Raw genomic sequence first — 24,826 nt, 5'->3', positions numbered from 1 at the left:
TCCCAGGAAACTACCATTCCTCAAGAGCCTTTACTACTTCTTCAAATTTCATGAAATGAGAAGCTTTTACAAGAACTGTATCACCTTTCTGAACATATTCCTTCAAGTGTTCCAGAAGCTCTTCACGGTTTTTCACATAGATCACAGAAAATCCCGGATCTGCCTTACGGGCAGCTTCTGCCATATGATAAGAAAGCTCTCCCACACAGATACAGCAGTCAATACCGCAGGAAGCTGCATGTATACCTACCTCTTCATGGAGACGAATCTCATTTTCGCCCAGTTCTCCCATATCGCCCAGAATCGCAACTCTGCGTCCGGCTCCATCGTGAAGCACGTCCAGAGAAGCTTTCATGGACATAGGGTTGGCATTATAGCAGTCATCCACGATCAGAAGCTTATCTGTCTCAATCATCTTAAAACGTCCGCTGATGGCTTCCAGGCTTTCTATCCCTCGTTTGATCTCTTCCACAGTAAGATTGTAGATCCGTCCCACTGCAGAAGCTGCAAGGGCATTATATACCATATGTATCCCCGGCATAGGAACCAGAACAGAAAAGCTGTCTTCTCCCAGATGGATCCTGCAGGAAACGCCTTTCAGACCTTTGCTCTCGATCTCATCTGCATATACGTCACAATTTTCTTTCAGTCCAAAAAATACCGGACGGATCCCTTTATATTCTTCTACCGTGGATAATTTATCATCATCCCCGTTCAGAATAATATTTCCGCCCTCTCTCAGAGAACTGAAAATTTCTGTTTTGGCTTTCAGTACGCCGTCTCTGTCTCCCAGATTTTCCAGATGGCAGGTTCCTATATTAGTGATCACACAGGTTTCTGGTTTTGCAATCCTGGCCAGCCTGGTCATCTCACCAAAATCACTGATTCCCATTTCAAGGACCGCAATCTCATCCTCATCCCGAAGCCGGAACACTGTAAGAGGCAGACCCAGTTCATTATTAAAGTTGCCCTGGGTTTTCAAAGTACGGTATTTTTCTTTCAATACAGAGGCAATTACCTCTTTTGTACTTGTTTTTCCAACACTTCCTGTAATTCCCACAACCGGAATCTGAAGCTGCTCCAAATAAAATTCCGCAATATCCTTTACTGCCTGCAAAGAAGAATCAACTTGAATATAAGGATATTCCCCATCCGCAAGCACTCGTTCTGAAAGAGCAGCCAGACAGCCTTTCTCCATAACATCCGGAATAAATTTATGAGCGTCCACTCGTTCTCCCACAATAGGAACAAACAGTCCGCCGCGCTCTGTCTTACGGCTGTCTGTGGTAATGGAAGTCACCTCCTGATCCAGAAATTCCTCCGGACCATGATAGATTCCACCGCATACCTTTGTTATATTTCTTAATGTAAGATTTTTCATCATGCGTTTTCCTGCTTTCCCAAAGATTCTCTGCGTATTCCGAGAATCTTTACTGATATTTTTTTTCAGATACCCGGATCAGTTCCTCACAAAGTGTAGGGTAATCCATTCCAAGAACAGCTGCTTCTTGAGGAATCAGGCTGGTGGGCGTCATTCCCGGAAGAGTATTTGCTTCCAGACAGTAGATCTTTTCATCTTCCGTTACAATAAAATCAAGTCTTGCATAGCTTTCCAGCCCAAGAGCACGATATCCTTTGACTGCATTCTCCTGAAGACGTCTGGTCAGCTCTTCGGAGATAGGAGCCGGACAGGTTTCCTTTACCGCACCTGGCTTATATTTATTTTCATAATCATAAAAGCCCTCGCAGGGAACGATCTGGACTACAGGGTATGCCATGCCGTCTACAACCGCAACTGTGTATTCCGTGCCCTGGATATACTCTTCAATAACTACTTCCTCTTCATAAGAAAAAGCCGCATCAAGAGCCTCTGTATATTCTTTCTGGTCATGCACGATATAAACGCCGATGCTGGAGCCTCCGCAGCAGGTTTTAACCACTACCGGAAATGAAAGCCCCTCTTCAAGCTGGTCTTTCCGTTCCTGTCTTTTCATGGTCGTACCGCCCGGAACCGGAACATCATACATCTGGAACATCCATTTGGTCACACCTTTATCCATTGCCATAGCGCTGCTGAGATATCCGGTGCCGGTGTATTTGATTCCCAGAAGATCAAAGGCTGCCTGCACTCTTCCGTCCTCTCCATTGGCTCCGTGAAGCCCTAAAAATACAAACTCTGCTTTTTTGCACAATTCCAGTACGTTCGGACCGAAAAATTCTCTTCTTTCTTTTTTCAGCATCTCAATATCTTTATTAAAGCTTCTGATGTAGTCTGCAGCAGCCTCTACATCATACTCCTCAGGGAAGGGATCTTCCCAGTTTACCTGGTTTATTCCGCAAAAAACATCGATCAGCACAGCCTTGTGCCCCTTTGCCCTCAGTCCATTGCATATTCCTGCTCCAGAAACAATAGAAACATCTCTTTCTGTGCTTGTTCCGCCTGCTAATACAACAATCCTCATAATGATTCTCCCTCTTCAATGCAAAAACTGCTGCAAAGAACCTTACGGCATCTCTGCAGCATTTATTTTTTATTTATAAATCACAATAGGCATCCCGGATTTTACATATTGATATACTTCTGATGCCCTGTCTCCCGGAACTTCAATATATCCGGCTGAAGCTGACCATAATCCGGAACTCTCTCCTGAACTTTCCCCTGAGCTGAAATCAGCCAGGATTTCTTCATCCGGAATTTCTCCGGTCCAGCCTCCCACATCGCTCTGTGTCAGTGCAGGATTATCAACAATTCCCTTTCCTTCTCCGTAAGGAATAAGAAAATTGACCGTACCTCCGCTTAATTCTGCCGGAGACTGCAGCTCACCTGCTGTATAAACACCTGTCTCCGTTTCACCGGATGCATAGATTCCTGTATCTGCCACAGGATTTCCATCATGATAAACAACCAGCCTCTGGCGGGGAAGATCGATTTCCACATAAGTGTATCCGATATCATTTACATCCCGGCTCATTGCCTTCTGAAGATATACCGGCTCCCGAACCTGAGTTACTTTTTCTGAAACAGCCTTGTAAAGTGCTTCTGTTTCCTTTTTCTGATCGATCACCCATCCGTAATCTCCGCCCATGACAGAAACATTCCTGTTATCATAAGTGGCAAAGCTCCGCTGCGCACCTATTGTATCATATTTTTCCGCCAATGTCTTTATGTAGGAAGCAATCTTTTCTTTATCAAGAACAAGATCCTTTTCTTTATTTCTTGTGAGCCAGGACCGGATCACATTTCTGTCAACCGTTTCCTTACGGTCACTGAAATCATAAGTGACTACCACATCTGTCAGCTCATTCATCTGCCGGCAGTCTGCTGCAAGTCGTTCATCATCCTGATAAATTTCCGGGTTTATATAACATCCGTCTTTTTCAAGATCAACAACCGGATCTCCTGTTGTCACTGCTTTTATCACTGTTTTTTCAAGTTTTTCCTGGTCTACGAGGGTTCCCTGTATTTCCGGAACGATCACGAATTCTTTTCCATTATCTTCAATGTATGCATCTGCCGGCTGCTGATTATCCTGCAGGCATTTCAGGGCTGAAAATTTTTGCTGAAAAAGTTCTTTATCATAAGTAACAGAAGAGGCTGTTTCCATATTGCTGTGCTGGCTGAAGGCCATAAACCACAAAAAACGTTTCTGATGATGCATCAGTTTTTTCACACTGCCGTCCGGCTTATAGACAAGAGCGATCTCCTCTGCTGAAATACTTTCCTGCCCGTTCCCCCTTGTCCTTACGGCAAGGACATATGCCGCTGTTTTCCTGGATAAAAGCTCTTCTGCCTCTTTCTGATCCATATAGGAACAGTTAAACCCGTTTACGAGAGATCCCGGAAGAAAATGTCCGGAAAAATAATAAACTCCGTAACCATAAGCTGCCGCAGTGAACAGAAACAGCACTGCGATCAGACTGATCAGAATCTTTCTGCCAGTGCTCATACCTGTTTTTTCTTCTTCCATGGGACCTCCTTTTACATTCTCTGAAAACTTTCTCTCTTCTTATTCTGCCAGAAGCTTCTCCACACTTGCCAGCTTCACACAGACAACAAATACCTTGGCTGCTTTTTCCAGCTCTTCCATAGACGGGAATGTAGGTGCGATACGGATATTGGAGTCTTTTGGATCCTTTCCGTATGGATAAGTAGCTCCTGCTCCTGTCATCACAACGCCTGCCTCTTTTGCCTTTGTTACAATATTTTTTGCGCAGCCTTCCATAGAATCAAAAGAAATAAAATATCCGCCTTTAGGATTTGTCCATTCTCCGATTCCCAGACCGCCAAGTTCTCTTTCCAGGATATTCAGCACCAGTTCAAATTTCGGACGGATAATGTCCGCATGTTTTCTCATGTGTGCATGAACTCCTTCCAGATTCTTAAAGAATTTTACATGGCGGAGCTGGTTCAGCTTATCATGACCAATCGTCTGGATCTGCATATATTTGCGGAAATCATCCAGATTTGCCTTAGATGCTGCAACAGCTGCAATACCGGAACCAGGAAAACTGATCTTGGATGTAGAAGTAAATTTGTATACAATATCTGGATTTCCGGCTTTTGCACACTCCGTAAGGATCTCAAGAAGGAAATCCTGATCCTCATCATAAAGATGATGTACACTGTAGGCATTATCCCAGTAAATACGGAAATCCGGAGCTGCCGGTTTCAGATTTGCAAATCTCTGGACAGTTCTTGCGGAATAGGTATATCCCTGTGGATTAGAATATTTTGGTACGCACCAGATACCTTTGATGGAAGCATCTTCACTGACAAGCTTTTCCACCATATCCATATCCGGACCTTCCGGAGACATAGGTACATTGATCATTTCAATTCCAAAAAACTCTGTAATCTTAAAATGACGGTCATATCCCGGTACCGGGCAGAGGAATTTGACTTTGTCCAGTTTACACCATGGAGTGTTTCCCATTACACCATGTGTCATAGAACGTGCGATAGAATCGAACATAACATTCAGGCTGGAGTTTCCATAAATAATGATATGCTCCGGATCCACCTCAGAAATCTGTCCCAGAAGACGTTTTGCTTCAGGAATTCCGTCGATCACACCGTAGTTACGGCAGTCTACACCAGTTTCACATTTCAGTTCTTCTCCGTTTGCCAGAACCTGCATCATGCCCATGGAGAGGTCAAGCTGTTCTGTTCCCGGTTTACCGCGGGACATATCCAGATTAAGTCCCTGTGCCTTGATATCTGCGTACTGATGCTCCAGCTCTTTTTTTAAAGTAAGAAGCTGTTCTCTGCTCATTTCACTATATTTCTCCATCTTTATCCTCCTCGTTCCGCTTTCCTTTCGGACTTTTTTATTTTAAACTGCTGAAATTTGCTATCTCGTCTATTTTAGTATGCTAAAGTCCCCGTTGTCAAGTCCTGTAATCACTGTATTTGTGAAAAATAACATCCTTATTTTATACAGGATATCTAAAACTCCCTTGATTTCCACTTGCAGATTTTCATTCATTATCCTATACTGATTCTATAAAGAGATGCTGGGATTAAAAGACGCTTTTTAACCTGGCATCATAAAGACTAATGAGAGGTTACAATTTATGTGGATTGCAGATCAATGGAAAGAATACGAAGTAATTGACGCTTCCGGCGGTGAAAAGCTGGAACGCTGGGGAAAATATATACTGGTCCGTCCGGACCCACAGGTAATCTGGGATACCCCAAAAGCAAGCCGGGGCTGGAAGAATATGAACGCCCACTATCACCGCAGCAAAAAAGGCGGGGGTGAATGGGAATTTTTTGATCTTCCCCAACAGTGGGATCTTCACTATAAACACCTGACCTTCCATCTGAAGCCGTTCAGCTTTAAGCATACCGGACTTTTTCCGGAACAGGCTGTAAACTGGGACTGGTTTGGAGATAAGATCCGTAATGCCGGACGCCCGGTAAAAGTTCTGAACCTTTTTGCCTATACAGGAGGCGCAACTCTGGCAGCCGCTGCCGCAGGAGCCAGCGTTACTCATGTAGACGCATCCAAGGGCATGGTCACCTGGGCCAAAGAAAACGCAGCAGCCTCCGGTCTGGCTGAAGCGCCTATCCGCTGGCTGGTAGATGACTGTGTAAAATTTGTAGAACGTGAAATCCGAAGAGGAAACCATTATGATGCCATTATTATGGATCCTCCTTCCTATGGAAGAGGACCCAAGGGCGAAATCTGGAAGATTGAGGATGCCATCCATCCACTTGTGAAGCTGTGTGCGAAGCTCCTCAGCCCGGATCCGCTGTTTTTCCTTATCAACTCCTATACAACAGGACTTGCTCCAGCTGTTCTTACCTACATGCTGGCAACAGAACTGAAACAGTATAACGGAACTGTCGATTCACAGGAAATCGGACTTCCGGTTACTTCCAGCGGACTTGTTCTTCCATGCGGTGCTTCCGGACGTTGGGAAGCCAGATAAAGATAACTACCAAAAGATATGGAGGGAGCCTATATGAGCAGTATTTCTTCAGCCTTTAAGGATATGGATGCAAAAGTTGAGATGAAACGGTACGGCTGTGCCGTAATTGCAGCTGTGATCTTTGCCGTAAATATTAAAACCTTTGTAAGAGCCGGAGGACTTTATCCAGGCGGCTTTAACGGGCTGACCCTTCTTATTCAGGGAATTTTCCGTGAATTTGCCGGTATGGAAATTCCCTATACGCTGATCAACGTAGCCCTGAATGCGATTCCTGTACTGATAGGACTGAAATATATCGGAATAAAGTTCACCTTGAGTTCCTGCGTTGTGATCGTACTGTCCAGTATCCTGACAGACCTTATTCCTTCTCAGCCCATAACCTATGATCCTCTTCTGATCAGTATTTTCGGAGGTCTCATCAATGGTTTCGTGGTAAGTCTGTGCCTGATCGGAAACACCAGCAGCGGAGGAACGGATTTTATTGCTATTTATTTTTCCGAAAAAAACGGACAGGATATCTGGAATTACATCCTCTGCGGCAACGCAGTGATCCTGGTAGCTGCAGGTCTTCTGTTTGGATGGGATAAGGCACTTTATTCGATCATCTTTCAGTTTACATCCACCCAGATGGTTCAGATGCTCCACCAGCGATACAAAAAACATACTTTATTTATTATCACCAGACATCCTGATGAGGTTTATGAAGAAATTTCCAAGCTGTCTCATCACTCTGCCACAAGGCTGGACGGAACCGGCTGCTACAGCGGTGATAATACTGCCATGATCTATTCTGTTGTCTCCCGCGAAGAGGCAAAGCTTCTTGTAAAAAAGGTTGCCGAGGTAGATCCCCAGGCCTTTGTAAACATAATCAAAACGGATTTTATCAACGGAAGGTTTTATTATAAAACCGACTATTAAAAAGGAGGATGATGTTTTATGAAGGAAAAGTATGATGAAAAAGATCAGGTTCCCTTTACCTGCTCTCCGGAGTATGACCGCAGCGCCTGCGGAAACTGTGTGTGCGCTACCTGTTACGAGCAGGAATTCTGTGACCGGTGCCGCACCTGCAAAGATCAGTCCCGCAAGAAGGAATCCTGTCCCAGATATGAGGGCGCATACTGCTACTAAAACTCAATCGGGCAGGAGACAGATAAAAAATCATCTGTCTCCTGCCCGATTCCTATTTCTCACTTCTGTTTTTCGGCAAAGTCACCGTAATTTCAGTTCCTTTATCCACCTCACTGACAAGCTTCAGTGTTCCTCCAAGGAAAGTAACTCCATGTTTTACAATGGAAAGACCAAGTCCGGTTCCTCCGATCTCCTTTGAATGGCTTTTATCCACTCTGTAAAAGCGTTCAAAAACTCTCTTCCGGTCTTCGCGCGGGATCCCAATACCGTTATCCTCCACAGATAACTGTACTTCATTACCGAGATCCTTAATAAGAATAGTGACTATGCCATTATCCTTATTGTATTTGATACCATTATCGCAAAGATTATAAAGAATTTCTTCCAGGATAGGACGAACTGTACGGCAGATCAGACGTTCTCCCTCGATATACAGATGAACGTTCTTTTTCTTCGCAGCTTCATTCAGGTTTCCGCATACGTCCTTCGCCACTGTATAAAGATCAATATTTTCCCACTCATACGGATTCTCTCCCTCATCCAGCTGAGAGATCCGAATCGTATCTTCCACAAGCTGGATCAGTCTCTGAGCTTCCTTATAGATTCTTCCGGCAAATTTCTTAACATCCTCTTCTTTTACAAAACCATCCTGAATAATCTCTGCAAATCCGGAAATGGAAGTCAGAGGAGTTTTCAGTTCATGAGAAACATTTGCAGAAAATTCTCTTCTGAGGTTTTCTCTCTGCACTTTCTCTGTTTCATTCATCAGAAGAAGAACTGCACCAACTGTCTTTCCATCTCTGTTTACCGGATTGGCAATCAGCTGTACAAACTCATTATCCAGATGAAGAAGGGCACTTCCATGTTTTCCCTCCAGCACAGTTTCGATTACTTTTCGGAAATCTTCATTTCTGTCCAGGGAATATACGCTACGTCCCGTTCCTGGCTTGTCCACCTGAAAAATCTTCCAGGCACTGGAATTTCCGGACAGGATCATTGTATAGGAATCAATGACCAGAAGTCCTTCCTGCATATTTTCTGTAATAATAGAGAATTCCTCCTGATTTCTTCTTGCCTCTTCAAGCTGTGTACGGATCTGACGATTCTGACGGTTGATCTTTCCAAGAAGAGGAGCCACCTCTTCGTAAATCTCATTTTCATCCGGTTTTTCCAGATCAAGCTCATTAATCGGCTCTACAATTTTTCCCGCTATCTTAGAAGCAAAAACTCCTGCAAGGATCAGCATCACAAATATAATGCACAGTACCGGCTGTATCAGCTGAAGCACCAGGGCAAAAGCTGAATATTGTGTACTGGATACTCTAAGTACAGAATTATCCGAAAGTCTTTTTGCATAATAAACGGTTTTTTCAGACAAAGTACTGGACATACGCTGCGCCTCTCCTGCTCCTGTAGCAAGCGCCTCCTGAAATTCCTCACGATCCTTATGATTTTCCATTTCAGCTGCATCAGCCTCATTATCATAAATTACCGTTCCGTCTTCTCCAATATAGGTAATTCTTGAATCTGTATTTTTCAGATGCTGCAGATATTCTTCACCCTGCTGCTCTACTCCATAGGCAAGATAGCTGGCCTCTCTGGCAAGTTCCGTATCCAGCTGTTTTCCAAAATACTGGTACAGAATTCCCAGAACAAAAGCAATCCCCAGAATCAGCACAGAAGCAGATACAAGCACCGTAGATTTAAAAATCTTTTTTGTCAATTTATGATTCCTCCGGTCCGATTCTGATGTTCATTATTTCTATGGATTCCAGTGATCGAGTACTCTACCCATTCTGCAATGTTTACTGCATGATCTCCAATACGTTCCATGTATTTTGCCGTCATAAGAAGATCAAGAGCCATTTTTGCATCAATACTTCTGTGGTAGATCATCTCTGTCAGTTCTGTCTTGACCTGTTCAAAGCTCTCATCTACCATATCATCGTCATTGATAACTTTTCTGCACAGATCCAAATCCGCTTTTACAAAAGAATCAATGCTTTCTGTCACCATACGAACTGTCTGATCTGCCATTTTTTCAATTTCTTTCGGTATTTCCACACTGTTTCTGTCAATAAATCTTGCCAGATCCGCAATGTCTGCTGCCTGATCGCCAATACGCTCCATATCCGAGATCATCTTAAGAGCAGCAGAGATTTCTCTTAAATCCCTTGCTACCGGCTGCTGATGCAAGAGAAGACGCATACAGATATTTTCTATTTCTCTTTCTTTTGCATCGATTTCTCTGTCTGTGTCAAAAATCTCTTTGGAACAATTCACGCCCTGTATGGCCTTTGCAGAAAAAGCAATTACTTTTTCACAGAGACTTCCCATTGTAATGATCTGTACATGCAGCTCCTCCAGCTGTCTTTCAAAACGTGTCGTCATATCATCCAAACCTCCCTGTAATATAATCCTCTGTCCTCTTATCCGTCGGCATGGAGAATAAGGTATCTGTATCATTGAATTCTATCACTTCTCCCAGAAGGAAAAAAGCAGTTTTATCTGATATACGGGTTGCCTGCTGCATATTATGGGTTACCATTACGATTGTATAGTCCTTTTTCAGTTCCATTGCCAGCTCCTCGATCTTGGAAGTGGAAATGGGATCAAGAGCGGAAGTCGGCTCATCCATCAGAAGCACCTCCGGCTGCACTGCCAGCGCCCTTGCAATACAAAGCCTCTGCTGCTGTCCGCCTGACATTCCAAGAGCACTTTTTTTCAAACGGTCTTTTACCTCGTCCCAGATAGCAGCATCACGAAGAGATTTTTCCACGATATCATCCAGTTTTGCCTTGGAGCGGATACCATGTGTTCTTGGTCCGTATGCAATATTATCATAAATACTCATTGGAAAAGGATTTGGTTTCTGAAAAACCATTCCCACTCTTTTTCTCAGAAGATTTACATCCATATCTCCGTAAATATCCTGTCCGTCAAGCTCCACCTTTCCAGTGATCACACAGCCCTCTACAAGGTCATTCATTCTGTTTAAGGATTTCAGAAGTGTGGATTTTCCACAGCCGCTGGGTCCGATAAATGCAGTGATCTCCTTTTCCGGAATGTGCATATTAATATCCTTCAGAGCATGAAAATTTCCGTAATGAAGGTTCATATTTTCAATCAAAAGCTTTGTATTATTACTCATGTATCCTTATCCTTTCGCAATTCTTTTTGCTGCTTTGCCGGAAAGCCAGTTGATGATCAGTACAAAAACAAGGATCACCACTGCCGTAGCAGAAGCCTGATTCATGTGCAGTCCCTCACTGGAAAGCACATACATATGAAGAGCCAGTGTACGTCCCGATCCCATCAGATCCGGTATCTGGGCTACTGTTCCGGAAGTATAAAGAAGTGCAGCTGTTTCTCCGATAATACGTCCGATGGCCAGAATGATTCCGGCCAGAATGCCAGGTACTGCTGAAGGAAGCACGATTGTAAAAATAGTTCTTAATTTTCCGGCGCCAAGACCAAAGCTGGCCTCTCTATAAGAATCCGGAACTGCCTTTAAGGCTTCCTCAGATGTACGCATGATCAAAGGAAGAACCATGATCACCAGAGTAAAAATACCTGCCATAAGAGACATTCCCCAGTTCATTGCAGTTACAAAAAACAGCATACCGAAAAGTCCAAATACAATAGATGGAATACCGGAAAGTGTCTCTGCGGTGATACGGATAACCTTCACCAGCCGATTTCCTTTTTTTGCATATTCTACAAGATAAATTGCTGCAAAAATCCCGATCGGCGCTGCGATCAGAAGAGTCATCACCGTCATAATAAAGGTATTGATAAGAGACGGCATCAGAGACACATTCTCTGAATTATACTCCAGACTGAACAGAGATGGAGTCAGATAAGGAATACCCTTTACCAGAATGTATCCTACCAGAAACAGCAGCACTGCAAAAGTAAGGACTGCCGCCACTCCGGTTAACAATGCAAGGATTCCTGAACCCGGATGGCGAAGATAAGATTTCAGCTGACTGCCTGCAGAAGAGCTGTTTCTCTTTTTTGTCTGAATTTCTGAATTGGCAACTGCCGCATTAGTTTGCATTTTCCGCCCTCCTGTTCAGAAGTGAAAGACTGAGATTTATAATGAGGATAAATACAAACAGTACCACACCGGTAGCAATCAGAGCTTCTCTGTGAAGGCCTGTTGCATATCCCATTTCTGTAACAATATTTGCTGTCATCGTACGGAGTCCTTTCAGGATTCCCTGAGGCATTCTTGCCTGGTTTCCTGCTACCATGATCACTGCCATAGTCTCTCCGATGGCACGACCGATGCCAAGAACAACTGCTGCAAGAATACCTGATTTTGCTGCAGGAAGCATCACGCAGAAAATACTGCGTTCCTTTGTTGCCCCAAGAGCCAGCGAGCCCTCATAATAGCTCTCAGGTACACTTCTAAGTGCAGATTCCGTAGGGCCTATGATAGTGGGAAGGATCATGATTCCAAGAAGCAGAGAGGCTGCAAGCCAGCTGGTTCCTGTGCCTCCAAATGTATTTCGGATAAACGGAACCATCACTACCAAACCGAAAAATCCATATACAATAGAGGGAACTCCTGCCATCAGCTCAATGCCTGATTTCAGCGGTCTGTAGATTTTTTTCGGGCAGTAACGCGCCATAAACACAGAGGTAAAGAGAGCAATCGGAACACCTACCAGAATAGCACCTCCGGTTACATAAATGCTGGCTACGATCATGGGAAAAATCCCATACAGATTATTTGATGGTTTCCATGTTGTTCCAAAAAGGAATTTCGTTGGACCGATTTCTCCGATCGCCGGAATTCCACTGGCAAAAAGAAACAGACAGATCAAAAGCACTGCAAGAACAGAAACGCAGGCTGCCACCATGAACACTGTTTTCATTCCCTTCTCTTTGATCCTGTCTATAGAAACCTTAGATGTATTTTTTATACTCATAAAAGATATCTTCCTCTCTGACTTCATGATTACAGAACAGAAGCCCGGTAAGCCGGGCCCCTTTGCGTTCCTTCATGTTGTACTGATCTTATTTTGCAAGATCTTCCCACTCAGTTGTCTCACCAGTAAAGATTGCTTTTACCTGATCGCTTGTAAGATCCTCAGTCTCATTAGATGTATTTACAACCACTGCAATTCCGTCCTGTGCGATTACGGTAGCTGTAAGGCCAAGTTCTTTTTCCTCATCCTTCAGTTCACGGGAAGCCATTCCGATATCACAGATTCCTTCTGCTGCAGATGTTACTCCTGTTGTAGAATCACTCTGCTGAACTTCAACAGTTACATTCTTGTTTACTGCCTCATAAGCCTCTTTCAGTTTTTCCATTACAGGAGATACAGAAGAAGAACCTGCAACAACAACCTTGCCCTCTGCCTCTGTTGCCTCGTAAGCGCCAGCCTCTGCATCTGCTTTGATATAACCGTTATCCTCAATGATCTGCTGTCCGTCTGCACTCATAATATAGCTTACAAAATCCTGTGCAGCTTCACTTGCTTTTTCACCAGTTACAATGTTGAACGGACGGGACACTTTATAGCTTTCATCTGCAACATTCTCAGCAGTAGCCTCTGCACCATCAATCTTAACTGCTTTTACGGTATCGTTCAGAGAACCAAGAGAAATATAACCAATGGCATTCTCGTCACCAGCTACTGTTGTCATCATTACGGATGTGCTGTTTGTGATGCTTGCATCTTCAGTTGTCATATCAACCTTTTCTCCGTCTTTTTCTTCCTGAATGCCAAACAGTTCAATAAAAGCGCCTCTTGTTCCGGAACCATCCTCACGGGAAATAACATTAATTGTTCCGCTTGCTGCACTTGCTACTGTTGCAAATGCGGTTGTTCCGATTACTGCTGCTGCTAAGATTCCAACGATTTTTTTCTTCATGATAAGTCTCCTCTTTTTTATGAAATTTTTTATTTGTTTTTCTCATTGACAAGTGTCATTATAAGAAGAAAAAGTTAAGTTCAAAATCCTGGTTGAGTAAAATCTTTGTAAAAAACTTTGATGTTTTTGTAAAAAAAGATCTCCCCAATACTGCAATCATCAATTACCGCAGTATTGAGGAGATCCCGTTAAGATCACTCTGTCCCTGTAAGTTTTTTTGCTTTTTCCCAGTCTCTTTTATATACCAGGATTTCATATTCATAGGTATCGCCTGCAGACATCCCTGCGCTTCCCGTCCTTCCTCTCATAGATCCGCTGCCGCTCCACTATCCCATACGGTTTTTTACCTTGTGACGATAAGCAATACCTTCACGCTCCAGAACATCCCGAAGCTGATTAAACCGCTTCATGTCTGTTCCAATCCACAGACTTTCGGAATTTAAAAAAGTGAACATAGACACCCCTCCTTATCACAGCAAAACTGACCGTCAGTTATATTTTCACTATAAACTACCAGCTCGGTAAACACAAGGAAAAAGTTCTTAACATGGCAGTTTATGGAAGTTCATATTCCGTCCTGCTCCGCAAATACCTGCATCGCAGCTTCTTCCTCAAACTGCATATAATACAGATCATGATAATAGCCTTTTTCTGCCAGAAGCTCCTTATGGGTTCCCTGTTCGATGATCTTTCCGTCCTTAACAACCAGAATCAGATCCGCATTGCGGATAGTAGAAAGGCGATGGGCGATCACAAAGGAGGTATGTCCTTTCAGAAGTTTCTCTGTAGCTTTCTGGATCAGCTGCTCTGTTCCTGTATCGATAGAGGAGGTTGCCTCATCCAGTACAAAGATCGCCGGATCAGCCAGAATGGCCCGGGCAAAAGAGATCAGCTGCTTTTCCCCGGTGGAAAGTCTGCCGCCGCTTTCTCCCACATCACTGTCATAGCCCTTTTCCAGTTTATTGACCACCACATCTGCAGATACGCTTCTAGCAGCCCGGATGATTTCCTCATCTGTGGCGTTAAGACGGCCATACCGGATGTTTTCTTTTACTGTTCCGCTGAACAGATGGGGATTTTGCAGTACATATCCAATCTGGCTGTGAAGCCACAGCTGGGAACGCTCCCGGTAATCTACACCGTCAATCAGGATACGCCCGCTTGTCGGTTCAAAAAAACGCCCGGCAAGATTTACCAGAGTTGACTTTCCTGCCCCGGTTTCACCTACAATGGCAACGTTTGTACCTGCCGGAACATGAAGGTTAAAATGCTCCAGTACATACTCCTTTCCGTCCGGATATCGGAAAGAAACATCCTCAAACACAATATCTCCCCTGATCTTTTCCCAGTTTTCCTTTTTAGGCTGGAAATTATCTCCGTATTTTTCCTGCACTTCCCTGCTGTCCACTACATTTGGCTCCTGGCTTAAAAGATCCATAACACGCTCAATATTAGCCTGACAGGAAATCAGATCTGCAAGAAGCCTTGCCAGCTGCTGGATCGGTTCAAAAATAACCACTGCATAAGAAATAAATACAGACAGCGTTCCCAGCTGGATCAGATCCTTCTGAACCATGTAGCCGCCTCTGGAAAGAACCAGAGCAGAAGCTACAGAACTGAAAAAAAGAATGGTTGGAATAAAGATCGCATTCAGCTTCGCCGCCCTGCATCCAGCATACTTCATATCTTCTGTAATCTTAAAAAATGCCTGTTCATTCTCTTTCTCAATAACCATGCTTTTGGAGGTTTTTACTCCTGTGATCCCTTCATTATAGGCATTTGTGATCTGAGAATTGATCTTACGAACCTTTCTGTTCCAATGAAGGATCCTGTTCTGAAAAAACACGGTCAGCACAGCAATACAGGGCACGATCAGAAGAAGCAGAAAAGCCAGCCGGGCATTCAGAAAGAACATGATGGCAAACACGCCTGCCACATAAATCAGCGCCCAGAACATATCCACCAGCCCCCAGGCGATCATTCCTGCAATACGAAGGGTATCACTCATGACACGAGCGTGGATATATCCCACAGGAGTAGTATTATAATAAGAAAAGGATAAGGTCTGCAGGTGTCTGAACTGCGCCCATTTCAGATCCTTTCCTATATTCATTTCAATAGTTGTCGCTGCATGTACAGACAGATACACACTGATGGTCTGAGCCACGATCACCGCCACATATACCAGGGCAAACGCATGGATCCCTTTCAGCGAATCCGGAATAATAAAATGATCAATGGCATAGCTCTGAAACAGCGGAACCAGTACATCCACCCCTGCCAGAAGAATATTCAGACTGAAGGTGATAAAAAAATATTTTTTATATGGTTTAAAGTAGGGCAGCATTTTTGCCCATATTTTAAACTGAAAAGGCTTCGTATACTCCTGTTCTTCATAAGCTGCCATTACTTCTCACCTCTTTTCTGTCGTCATGACTCATCTGTATCTCATAAATCTGCCGATAGATCCCGTTTCTTTCTATCAGCTCCTGATGGGTTCCCATTTCTTCTATTTTTCCCTGATTCAGAACCAGAATCTGAGAAGCTCCCATAAGTGTCGTAATACGATGGGAGATCAGGATTACTGTCGGATCCTTCATACACTCCTTCAGAGCCTGCCGGATCTTGTGGTCTGTCTCTGAATCCACAGCGGAAAGTGAATCGTCAAACACCATGATCGGAGCTTTCTGAAGAAGCATCCGCGCAATGGCGACACGCTGTCTCTGTCCTCCGGAAAGAGTAACGCCCCTTTCACCCACCAGTGTTTCATAGCCGTCCGGAAAACTCATGATGGCATCATCCACACAAGCGATTCGGGCCGCTTCACGGATTTCCTCCATCGTCGCTTCCGGCCTGGAGGCAGCAATATTTTCCCGGATGGTTCTGGAATAAAGAAATGGCTCCTGAATCACCATGCCAATATTACGGCGCAGCTGTTCCAGAGGAATCTCCTGGATATCCTTTCCTCCAATGGTAATGGAACTCCTCTGGTCTTTCAGAGAATAAAATCTTTCCAGCAGCTGTACAATTGTGGATTTTCCACTTCCTGTACCTCCCAGAATCCCAAAAACAGCCCCCTGAGGAATGTAAAAAGATACATCATCCAGAACTTTTTTGCCATCCTCATACTGAAAATCCACATGACTGAAGGAAATATCATAAGATTTCCACAATTTCCCATCTCTGTCCACATGTTTCGCAAAAACTTCAGAAGAAGGATCTTTCTGATATCCCTCCTCCTGACTGCCCAGTATGTAATCTACACGGTCAAAAGACACACCAGCCTTACTCATGTCAGATAAAATCCTTCCCAGTCCCCGGATCGGCCATACCAGAGCAGTATTATAGGAAGCAAAAGCCACAAATTCTCCTACGGAAATATTTCCATGTACGGCCTCCACAGCTCCCAGTACAATGATCGTAACAACCTGAAGACCTGTGATCAGATCCCCCACGCCCCAGTAAAGACCGGAAAGAGTTCCCAGTCGGATCCATAAGTTTGCAAAAGCATTATTCTTCTCCAGGAACCGGTCCATCTCATATTTTTCCCGGCCAAAGGCCCGTACAACACGAACGCCGGTGGCATTTTCCTGCACCACTGTGGACAATTCTCCCTCTGCTTCATCTGCATCAGTAAACCGTCTGGCAATAAGCCTGTAAAAAACAGCCGAGTACACAACTACCAGAGGCACAAATAAAAGAACGATCATGGAAAGCTTCACATTCATGGCAACCATCATCCCAAAGGAAACCGCCACCAGAAAAATCGTACGGAACACTTCCAGAAGCTGCGTGACTACAAAATTCCGTATTACTTCCACATCGGAAGTACAACGCTGGATGATATCTCCTGTCTGGTTTTTATCATGCCAGCTCATAGGAAGTTTCTGTACATGGGCAAACAACGTATCCCTCATATTTTTGGCAAAATTCTCTCCTGCCCTGGCAGTGTGATACCTGCTTACAAACATGGCAGCGCCGGAAAGAAGAGCCACTGCCGCCAGAATCAGCGCCATCACCCACAAATGCTCTGACAGATACGGGTATCTGCTGCTTCCCAGCACCGAATCAATGGTAAAGCGGAATATCTGGGGCGTCAGAGAATTTAATATGGTAGTAATAAAAGAGGCAGCCACTGCTGCCGCAAAAGCGCCTCTGGCTCCCACAAAAAAACGGGAGATCAGCTGTAATCGTCTGTGTTTTTTCATCTTTTCTGCTCCAATTTTCTTTGATAAAGTGTATCTCACAGTCTTATTGTATGGTATCAGAAGGGAAAAATCAAGCAAACAAAACTCCCCGGAAACACTCTGTTCCGGGGGAAATATCCTTAATATCTTTTTATTTTTTTGGAAGGTGTTTTTTCAAATTCTGTCTCTCTGACTTTAAGGCTGTAAACTCTCTTATGGGCAGGTGCAGTTTTGTTATAATCATCCACCACTTCCTGCAGCACAGACTGAATCTCCGTGATCTCTTTTTTCTTTGCGTACTCATAATCCGGAAAAATCTCCGCCTCAATGACTCCGTTTTTTTCCCTTACCAGAATTTCCTGTACCAGACGATGTTCACCGATCTTGTTTTCCAGTTCTTCCGGAGAAACATTTTCACCGTTTTTTGTAATGATCAGGTTTTTCTTTCTTCCGGTCAGATACACAAATCCCTCTTCGTCCACATACCCCAGGTCTCCGGTGCGAAGCCATCCGTCCTCCGTAAGAACTTCTGCAGTCTCTTGGGGCATCTTATAATATCCCTTCATGACGCTGCTTCCCCGTACCCACAGTTCCTTATCTACTGTCTTTGCCTCACAGTTGGGAAGCAGCTGCCCTACAGAATCTTTGCGGATATTCCACGGAACGGTTGTACTGATGACCGGAGCACATTCTGTCATTCCATAGCCCTGAAGGATCTTAATCCCATAGCGCTGAAACAGATCCACATAAGCAGGGTTCAGATATGCGCCGCCGCTGCAGATAGTATGGAAACTCTCTCCAAACACTTCCTTTTTTACAATTTCAGGGGGAAGTCCTGCCGCATCTTCCAGTTTTTTTGCCATGGTCTCGATCATCAGAGGCACCATCAGGATCATATTTGGCTGAAACAGCTTAATATTTTTTGCCACACGAAGAAGAGAATCATTGATACAGATGATAGCTCCCAGTGTCATTCCTTTGAGAATATCCATAGTCAGACAATAGGCATGATGAACCGGAAGTACGGACAATGCTACTGTACGTTTCGGAAGTTTCATATCAAGGCAGGTTGCATTTTCTGCCAGATTCCTGTGGGTGAGCATAACACCCTTGCTTTTTCCTGTTGTTCCGGAAGTAAACATGATCGTGCACAGATCCTCCGGAGAAGGAACGATCTTACAGACATCCTCGGCTTCTTCCACCAGTTTCCAGAAAGAAAGCGCCTCTTCATCCGACTCTTCTTTCTGCATGGAAATCAGATATTTCAGCTTTGGACAGCGTTCCTTTACTATGGCAGCAACATCCCTGCGGACCTCATCCACAACAAAAACCGTTGCGTCTGCCCGGTGGATCAGTTCACACATTTCCTCTGCAGGGAGAGATACGTCCAGAGGCACTGCCACACTTGCGCTGTTGACTGTTCCCAGATAAGCTGTCAGCCAGGTGTAGGAATTCATTCCTGTGATCGCCACATGATTTCCCTGCTCTCCCAGCTTTTCCAGCACACAGGAAAAACGTTCACTGTCTCTTCTTAATTCTGCATAAGATTTTGATGCAATTTCTTTTTTTCCGGTTTTATAACGAACCGCATCTCCGTCTCCAAATTCCTCTGCCGCCTGAATGACGATCTCGCGTATGGTTTCTGCCATTTCTCCACCTTTTCCTTCCTTATTTTTCTTATTCTTGCCTAAGATAAACGCTCCATGTATGCGGCAGCTTCTCCTACTGTACGGATATCTGCAGCTTCCTGCTGATCGATCTCAATATCAAATTCATCCTCCAGATCTCCCAGCATACTCATAAAATCAAAGGAGGTAAATCCCAGATCTTCCATAAATCTGGATTCCGGAGTAATATTCTCCGGCTCAACCTCTACATAATTACAGATTACTTCTACCAGCTTCTCAAACATATTCGATCTCCTTTTTATACGTTTTTATATTAATTCGGTCTGCCCTTTCACCTTTTTTCTGCAGACACATATTTTCTCATCTTAAACAAGTTTAATGATATCTCCTATAGGAAGATTTGGTTTCTCTGTTCCTTTAAACATAATCTTGCAGAGATAATAGTATAAATACTCCAGCTTTTCTCTGGACACAGCCTTGATCTGATGCTCAAAATTAAAGTCCAGACCATTGTCCTCCGGACGGTGCATAACAGTCAGATACATAGCCTGGGTAGTGGCTCCGTTTGGATACCATTTTGTCTTATATTTAATATCTCCCAGCTTTTCCAGTCCCTTTTCTCTTAAAGTCATTGGCTGATAGGTAAGCGCCATTGGCTCATAGGTATGTCCCTGTCTGGTAGAATATCTTCTGCTTCTCTCTGCAAAATAAGCAACCGGATCATAGTTTGCATGACGGAACATTTCATTCTGACGGTCACGAATCTCATAGATTCCTTCCAGGAAGGTTTTGTCCTGAGAGATCACGGTACGGAACGGGAAGGAATGAATCCTTGTTCCTCCTGATTTTTTCTCCTTCAAAGTGGCTCGGCGGGCGATGGCGGTATTAATAGAAACGTCATCATTGCCGTTTTCTTTCTGGAAATATGTACGAAGTCCCATAAGCAGCAGACATGCCAGAGAAATATGATATTTTTCGCAGAAATCCATCAGGCGTTTTGTAGGCTCTTCTTCCAGATGGAAAATATCCAGTTCTGAATCTACAGAATCAGATACGTCTACTACCGCGCGCTCGTCCGGGTTGTCATAGCGCTGACGTACCTGATCCAGAAGCCTTGTTCCGTCTATTCCATTAAAGATCGGCTCTGACTCTGCGATAAGATTTTTGAAAAATTCCTCATCACGCTGTTTTGCCTTACAGCCTTCCTCATAGGCAAGATCCTTTTTCAGCTGTTCAATATAGGAAGCCATTTCCTTTGGCGGCTCCACACCCTCATACTGGGTGCTGCAGTACAGTTCAATGATGTCCTTCATAAAGCAGATCAGGGACTGGGCGTCCATAGTCATATGGTCTGCCAGAAAATAAATCCCATTGTAGCCTTCCGGCATTTTGATCATTACAATACGGTTCATAGGAGAATCATCGCGCTTAAAAGGAACTGCTGTCCATTCCCGCATAGTCCTTTCCGCCTCTTCCAGCGTCCCCTGAGAAAAGTCCACAAATTCAATGTCCCTCTCCTCTTTATCCACAACGTACTGATAATAAGTACCCTCCTTGTCGTGAGCAAAACGAAGGCGCATGGAATCACAGCGTTCATAAGCCTTATAAATACATTCCTTCAGAAGCTCAAAATCCAGATCCACCTCGATGGTAAGGCTTGTTCCAATATTCAGGACCTCTTTTTTAGGGCAAAAGCTCTGATAGTATAAATGAAATTTCTGTGCTGCCGTCAATGGGTAAACAGGATATCCTTTTCTTTTTCTCATCATTTGACAATACCTCCGATAAACGTATCCAAAGCCTTCTCATAGGCTTCCATGTCTTTATAATAGCTTTCTGCATGAGCAGCGCCCGAAATGATCAGTCTGGTACTGGGAACTGCACAGTTTTCATATATTTTTTCACACATGCTTTCCGGCACAAAAGTATCCGCATCCCCATGGATCAGAAGAATCGGAACCTTTGCTTTCTGTACCTCTCTGGCTGCATTACATTCGTCCAGTCCATATCCCGCCTTCTTTTTATTGATCCGGTCTGATATCTGGATCATGGGAAATGCCGGAAGATGGTACATGGAATGAAGCACATGAGTAAAAACTTCCTTAGGCGAAGTAAAAGCGCAGTCCGAAACGATTCCTTTTACCTGTTCCGGAAGCTCTTCCAGACTGCTAGTCATCAGCACGGTAGCGCCTCCCATGGAATTTCCGTGAAGAAGAATCTGTACCTGGGGTCCGCACTGTTCTATGACCCAGTTTATCCAGCCCAGAGCATCATATCGATCCAGACATCCAAACCCGATATAGGTTCCCTCACTTTTTCCATGTGCCCGGGCATCCGGAAGAAGCATTCCGTAACCTTTTTTCATATAATAGTCGGAAAGTCCGATATAATCGCTCATTCCCTCACTGGTATATCCATGAAAACAAATTACGATCCTGGATTTGTCCGGACCTGGAAAATATGTGGCATGAAGCCGCAGTCCGTCCCTGGTTTCCTGATATACGTCTTCATGAGGCTGCGCCAGCATATACGCTTTTCTTTCCTGGATCAACGGCATATACTGGTTCCAGTCCGTACCTGCCATTTTTACTGTTCTTTCCTTTTTTGCATTGCTTCTCTTCATGGTCCTGCGATAAAAATATGCCGCACTTCCCATTTCAGAAATCGTCAGCAGCCCAAGAAGAGCAGCTGCTCCACCTATCCATTTTTTCATGATCCACTCTCCTGATGCCTTACTTCCTGCTGTCGATCAGTTCTTTCAGCTTCAGGGCTTTGTCAAAATTTCCCTCTGCCTTCATTTTCTGCATAGTAAATGCCATGACCGGATCCAGCTTATTTTCTGCAATCTTCATAAATGTCTCTGCCTTTGCCGTAAACATGGCGTCTCTGTCAAAATATTCATAAGGTTCCACATAAAGTTTCCCTTCTTTTACTTCCACATAAAAAATACCCTCTGCTTCGCCAACAATATTAAACTGATAGGCCAGATGCTCTGTGATATTACTCACATCTGCCTCCATAAATTTTCCTTTGATCTGCGCAAAAAACTCTGCGTATGTCATAAAAAAACATCCTCCCTTTATTTTTTCGACCGTTAGTCGAATCTGTTTATATTTAATCTATCATCTTTTCGACCAGCGGTCAATATTGCTTTTTCCCAATTTTTCTGAAGAAGGATCTGATTTTTCTGTCCAGATTTTCCAATTGGAACTATGATACAATGTATGCTATACTTAGGATTACAATTATTCTATTCTAGATCAAAGGAGACGGATGACACATGCCATCTTCAGAAAAGTACAACAGAATCCTGGATGCCTTCCAGGAACTATTAGACAAAAAGAACATACAGACCATCTCTGTAAGTGAGATCGCACAGACTGCCGGAATCGGCAAAGGAAGTATTTATTATTATTTTCCATCCAAAGATGCCATTCTGGAGGCTCTGGTAGAACGTAATTATGAAAAGCCTCTGGAAACTGCCAAGCAGCTGGCCGCCCAGACAGAAATCTCACCCTTTACCAGAATGGCCATGATCTTTCAGGCCTGCCGGAATTCCAGAGAAGAATTCCAGAAACAGGATTCCACCGGAAAAGCAGAAAGCGCTCAGGCAGAAACTTTTCTCCACCATCAATACCTCAAACATCTGATCAGCGAACTGAAACCCACTCTGACCCAGATTATCCAGCAGGGTATTGACAACGGCGAGATCCACTTTGACTATCCTGCTGCCCTGGCTGAGATTGTATTGATCGTGCTTTCTATCAAGCTGGACAATACCCTGGTTCCCTCCACTTCTGAAGAAATTGGAGAAACCATCCGGGGACTGATCGCACTGCTTGAAAAAGGTACGGAAAATCCTGTTGGATCACTGAATTTTTTAAACGCATTATAATAAAATAAGAGCATGATTCTTTTTTCCGGCATCTCCGGATCAGAAAATCATGCTCTTATTTTGCCCTGCTTTTATTTCAGAAGTCCTGTGGACTGCAGGAAAAGAACTGCCATGATCACAGGCGCCACATAGCGGATCATAAAGGCATATAATTTTTTACGCTGAAACACATGACCGCTGGATTCCATTTCTTCCTGTATCCATTTTGGCTTGATAACCCATCCCACAAAAATACAGGTAAGAAAAGAAATCAAAGGCATCAGGAAGGAATTGCTGATATAGTCCATAACATCCAGCAGCTGTGCCGTCTGTCCGTTTGGAAGTGCAAGTTCAAAGTAAAATACATTGTAGCCAAGACATATCACTATGGCTGCTGCCGCAGAAATCACCCCGATGATCAGACTCATTTTTTTTCTTGTTGTTTTGAACAGTGTCATGCAGCTTGCCACCAGGGTTTCCATGATCGATACGCAGGAGGTCAGGGCTGCAAAAGCAACCATGATAAAAAATACAAGGCCTACGATAATCCCTGCCTTTCCCATTGCATGAAATACCTTAGGGAGAGATACAAACATCAGGCTTGGGCCGGAAGCCATACCTTCTGTACCGGAAAATACATACACTGCCGGAATGATCATCATACCTGCCAGCAGAGCTACGCCCGTATCAAAAAATTCGATCTGACGGATAGATTTGTTCAGATCCACATCTTTTTTTACATAAGAACCATAGGTGATCATAATTCCCATAGATACACTTAATGAGAAAAACAGCTGGCTCATTGCATCCAGAAGAATCTTCAGAAACTTCGAGAAAGTAAGACCTTCAAAATTGGGGATAAGATAAACCGCCAGCCCCTGAAGTCCTGTGCGTACGTTTCCGCTTTCATCTGTATGCTTCAGTGTCAGAGAAAAAACTGCAATACAGATAATCATAAGAAGAAGTCCGGGCATTACCAGTCTTGAAAAACGCTCAATACCTTTATCCACACCCGCATATACTACAAATGCTGTAATAGCAAGAAAAACAAGCATAAATACAATAGGAGCTGCAGGAGCTGTAATAAAATCAGTAAAATATGAGTCTTCAGCTGCCGCGCTGCTCTTTCCACTGAGATATGTCACTGCATATTTGGTAACCCAGCCTCCAATTACAGAATAGTATGTCATGATCAGAGCCGGAACAAGGAATGTCAGTTTTCCAAGAAAATTCCATTTTGGGGAAATTGCGCCAAAAGCATACAGCGCATTCTTTTTTGTCCTTCGTCCAATGGCAATATCCGTTGTAAGAAGTGTAAAGCCAAAAGTCAGCACCAGTACCAGATATACCAGAATAAACAGTCCGCCTCCGTCCTGGGCTGCCAGATAAGGAAAACGCCAGATATTGCCAACTCCTACTGCGCTTCCTGCTGCCGCCAGTACAAACCCCAGCGATCCGCTGAAATTTCCTGATTTCTTTTCCATAAATATGTCCTCACTTTACTGTAATACTTGATTCCTCTTTTTTGAGAAATCAGAAGCAGCCAACTATAATTTCTGCGTAAAAGATATACTTATCACTTTCTGCAGGAGATTATGATCTGCCGCACCAGCCTATTATAGGTAATTACTGCAAAATGAGCAAATTTACAAAAGTTTCTTTAAAATAGAATATTGACAGAAAAAGTT

General features: G+C 43.8%; 23 protein-coding genes. 4 read left to right on the top strand and 19 right to left on the bottom strand.

Going from position 1 to position 24,826, the window contains the following annotated elements:
• Positions 1–10: 10 nt before the first annotated feature.
• From murF to RDS42_RS01840, 4 genes are all read right to left on the bottom strand, one after another.
• Positions 11–1,381: a UDP-N-acetylmuramoyl-tripeptide--D-alanyl-D-alanine ligase gene (murF, locus tag RDS42_RS01855; protein WP_308782096.1), complete on the bottom strand. Its 1,371-nt coding sequence runs from the start codon at positions 1,379–1,381 to the stop codon at positions 11–13.
• Between the two features lie 49 nt (positions 1,382–1,430).
• Positions 1,431–2,462, bottom strand: coding sequence for a D-alanine--D-alanine ligase (locus RDS42_RS01850; protein WP_308782084.1), 1,032 nt, complete (start codon positions 2,460–2,462; stop codon positions 1,431–1,433).
• A 69-nt stretch (positions 2,463–2,531) separates the two neighbouring features.
• Complete coding sequence (locus RDS42_RS01845) at positions 2,532–3,968, bottom strand: peptidoglycan binding domain-containing protein (RefSeq protein WP_308782083.1); 1,437 nt, start codon at positions 3,966–3,968, stop codon at positions 2,532–2,534.
• Positions 3,969–4,007: 39 nt separating this feature from the next.
• A complete protein-coding gene (locus tag RDS42_RS01840) occupies positions 4,008–5,291 on the bottom strand; it encodes an aminotransferase (protein WP_308782082.1) in 1,284 nt (427 codons plus the stop codon).
• A 283-nt stretch (positions 5,292–5,574) separates the two neighbouring features.
• On the opposite strand from RDS42_RS01840, the gene RDS42_RS01835 reads away from it, so the two are divergent.
• From RDS42_RS01835 to RDS42_RS01825, 3 genes are read left to right on the top strand one after another with little or no spacing between them, the layout of a single operon-like run.
• On the top strand, positions 5,575–6,435 hold the full coding sequence (locus tag RDS42_RS01835) for a class I SAM-dependent methyltransferase (protein ID WP_308782081.1): 861 nt from the start codon (positions 5,575–5,577) through the stop codon (positions 6,433–6,435).
• Positions 6,436–6,468: 33 nt separating this feature from the next.
• Positions 6,469–7,353: a YitT family protein gene (locus RDS42_RS01830; RefSeq protein ID WP_308782080.1), complete on the top strand. Its 885-nt coding sequence runs from the start codon at positions 6,469–6,471 to the stop codon at positions 7,351–7,353.
• A gap of 18 nt (positions 7,354–7,371) precedes the next feature.
• Positions 7,372–7,563, top strand: coding sequence for a hypothetical protein (locus RDS42_RS01825; RefSeq protein WP_308782079.1), 192 nt, complete (start codon positions 7,372–7,374; stop codon positions 7,561–7,563).
• Between the two features lie 52 nt (positions 7,564–7,615).
• Here the strand turns inward: RDS42_RS01825 and RDS42_RS01820 are convergent, their stop codons facing one another.
• The 14 genes from RDS42_RS01820 to RDS42_RS01755 all read right to left on the bottom strand — a co-directional run bounded on the left by RDS42_RS01820 (position 7,616) and on the right by RDS42_RS01755 (position 22,326).
• Complete coding sequence (locus tag RDS42_RS01820) at positions 7,616–9,286, bottom strand: ATP-binding protein (protein WP_308782078.1); 1,671 nt, start codon at positions 9,284–9,286, stop codon at positions 7,616–7,618.
• On the bottom strand, positions 9,283–9,954 hold the full coding sequence (gene phoU / locus RDS42_RS01815) for a phosphate signaling complex protein PhoU (protein WP_308782077.1): 672 nt from the start codon (positions 9,952–9,954) through the stop codon (positions 9,283–9,285). Before phoU ends, RDS42_RS01820 begins: the two co-directional genes overlap by 4 nt.
• A 1-nt stretch (position 9,955) precedes the next feature.
• Positions 9,956–10,714 carry a phosphate ABC transporter ATP-binding protein PstB gene (gene pstB, locus RDS42_RS01810; protein ID WP_308782076.1) on the bottom strand — a complete coding sequence of 253 codons (759 nt, stop codon included), beginning with the start codon at positions 10,712–10,714 and terminating at the stop codon, positions 9,956–9,958.
• 6 nt (positions 10,715–10,720) lie between these two features.
• Positions 10,721–11,623, bottom strand: a complete 903-nt coding sequence (gene pstA / locus RDS42_RS01805; protein WP_308782075.1) for a phosphate ABC transporter permease PstA — start codon at positions 11,621–11,623, stop codon at positions 10,721–10,723.
• Positions 11,613–12,470: a phosphate ABC transporter permease subunit PstC gene (gene pstC, locus RDS42_RS01800; protein ID WP_308782095.1), complete on the bottom strand. Its 858-nt coding sequence runs from the start codon at positions 12,468–12,470 to the stop codon at positions 11,613–11,615. The genes pstA and pstC overlap by 11 nt, the downstream gene beginning before the upstream one ends.
• A 118-nt stretch (positions 12,471–12,588) precedes the next feature.
• Positions 12,589–13,449, bottom strand: a complete 861-nt coding sequence (locus RDS42_RS01795; RefSeq protein WP_308782074.1) for a substrate-binding domain-containing protein — start codon at positions 13,447–13,449, stop codon at positions 12,589–12,591.
• A gap of 326 nt (positions 13,450–13,775) precedes the next feature.
• Positions 13,776–13,904: a hypothetical protein gene (locus RDS42_RS01790; protein ID WP_308782073.1), complete on the bottom strand. Its 129-nt coding sequence runs from the start codon at positions 13,902–13,904 to the stop codon at positions 13,776–13,778.
• Between the two features lie 110 nt (positions 13,905–14,014).
• Positions 14,015–15,856: an ABC transporter ATP-binding protein gene (locus RDS42_RS01785; RefSeq protein WP_308782072.1), complete on the bottom strand. Its 1,842-nt coding sequence runs from the start codon at positions 15,854–15,856 to the stop codon at positions 14,015–14,017.
• Positions 15,843–17,657, bottom strand: a complete 1,815-nt coding sequence (locus RDS42_RS01780) for an ABC transporter ATP-binding protein (RefSeq protein ID WP_308782071.1) — start codon at positions 17,655–17,657, stop codon at positions 15,843–15,845. Before RDS42_RS01780 ends, RDS42_RS01785 begins: the two co-directional genes overlap by 14 nt.
• 119 nt (positions 17,658–17,776) lie before the next feature.
• Entirely contained in the window at positions 17,777–19,285 is a 1,509-nt protein-coding gene (locus tag RDS42_RS01775) for an AMP-binding protein (RefSeq protein ID WP_308782070.1), read from the bottom strand.
• Between the two features lie 38 nt (positions 19,286–19,323).
• Positions 19,324–19,548, bottom strand: coding sequence for an acyl carrier protein (locus RDS42_RS01770; protein WP_308782069.1), 225 nt, complete (start codon positions 19,546–19,548; stop codon positions 19,324–19,326).
• A gap of 81 nt (positions 19,549–19,629) precedes the next feature.
• Entirely contained in the window at positions 19,630–21,030 is a 1,401-nt protein-coding gene (locus tag RDS42_RS01765; protein ID WP_308782094.1) for a condensation domain-containing protein, read from the bottom strand.
• Positions 21,030–21,977: an alpha/beta hydrolase gene (locus RDS42_RS01760; RefSeq protein WP_308782068.1), complete on the bottom strand. Its 948-nt coding sequence runs from the start codon at positions 21,975–21,977 to the stop codon at positions 21,030–21,032. The genes RDS42_RS01765 and RDS42_RS01760 overlap by 1 nt, the downstream gene beginning before the upstream one ends.
• A 19-nt stretch (positions 21,978–21,996) precedes the next feature.
• Complete coding sequence (locus tag RDS42_RS01755; protein WP_308782067.1) at positions 21,997–22,326, bottom strand: SCP2 sterol-binding domain-containing protein; 330 nt, start codon at positions 22,324–22,326, stop codon at positions 21,997–21,999.
• Positions 22,327–22,544: 218 nt separating this feature from the next.
• Here RDS42_RS01755 and RDS42_RS01750 point away from each other — a divergent pair, with 218 nt between their 5' ends.
• Positions 22,545–23,159: a TetR/AcrR family transcriptional regulator gene (locus RDS42_RS01750; protein WP_308782066.1), complete on the top strand. Its 615-nt coding sequence runs from the start codon at positions 22,545–22,547 to the stop codon at positions 23,157–23,159.
• Positions 23,160–23,230: 71 nt separating this feature from the next.
• On the opposite strand, the gene RDS42_RS01745 is transcribed toward RDS42_RS01750, so the two are convergent.
• A complete protein-coding gene (locus tag RDS42_RS01745) occupies positions 23,231–24,622 on the bottom strand; it encodes a sodium-dependent transporter (RefSeq protein WP_308782065.1) in 1,392 nt (463 codons plus the stop codon).
• Positions 24,623–24,826 lie beyond the last annotated feature (204 nt).

Origin of the sequence: uncultured Blautia sp. (genome assembly GCF_902497045.1) — a bacterium.
GTDB lineage: Bacteria > Bacillota > Clostridia > Lachnospirales > Lachnospiraceae > Blautia_A.
The sequence above is the reverse complement of the archived record's forward strand: the minus strand, read 5'-3'. Positions and strand labels throughout refer to the sequence as shown.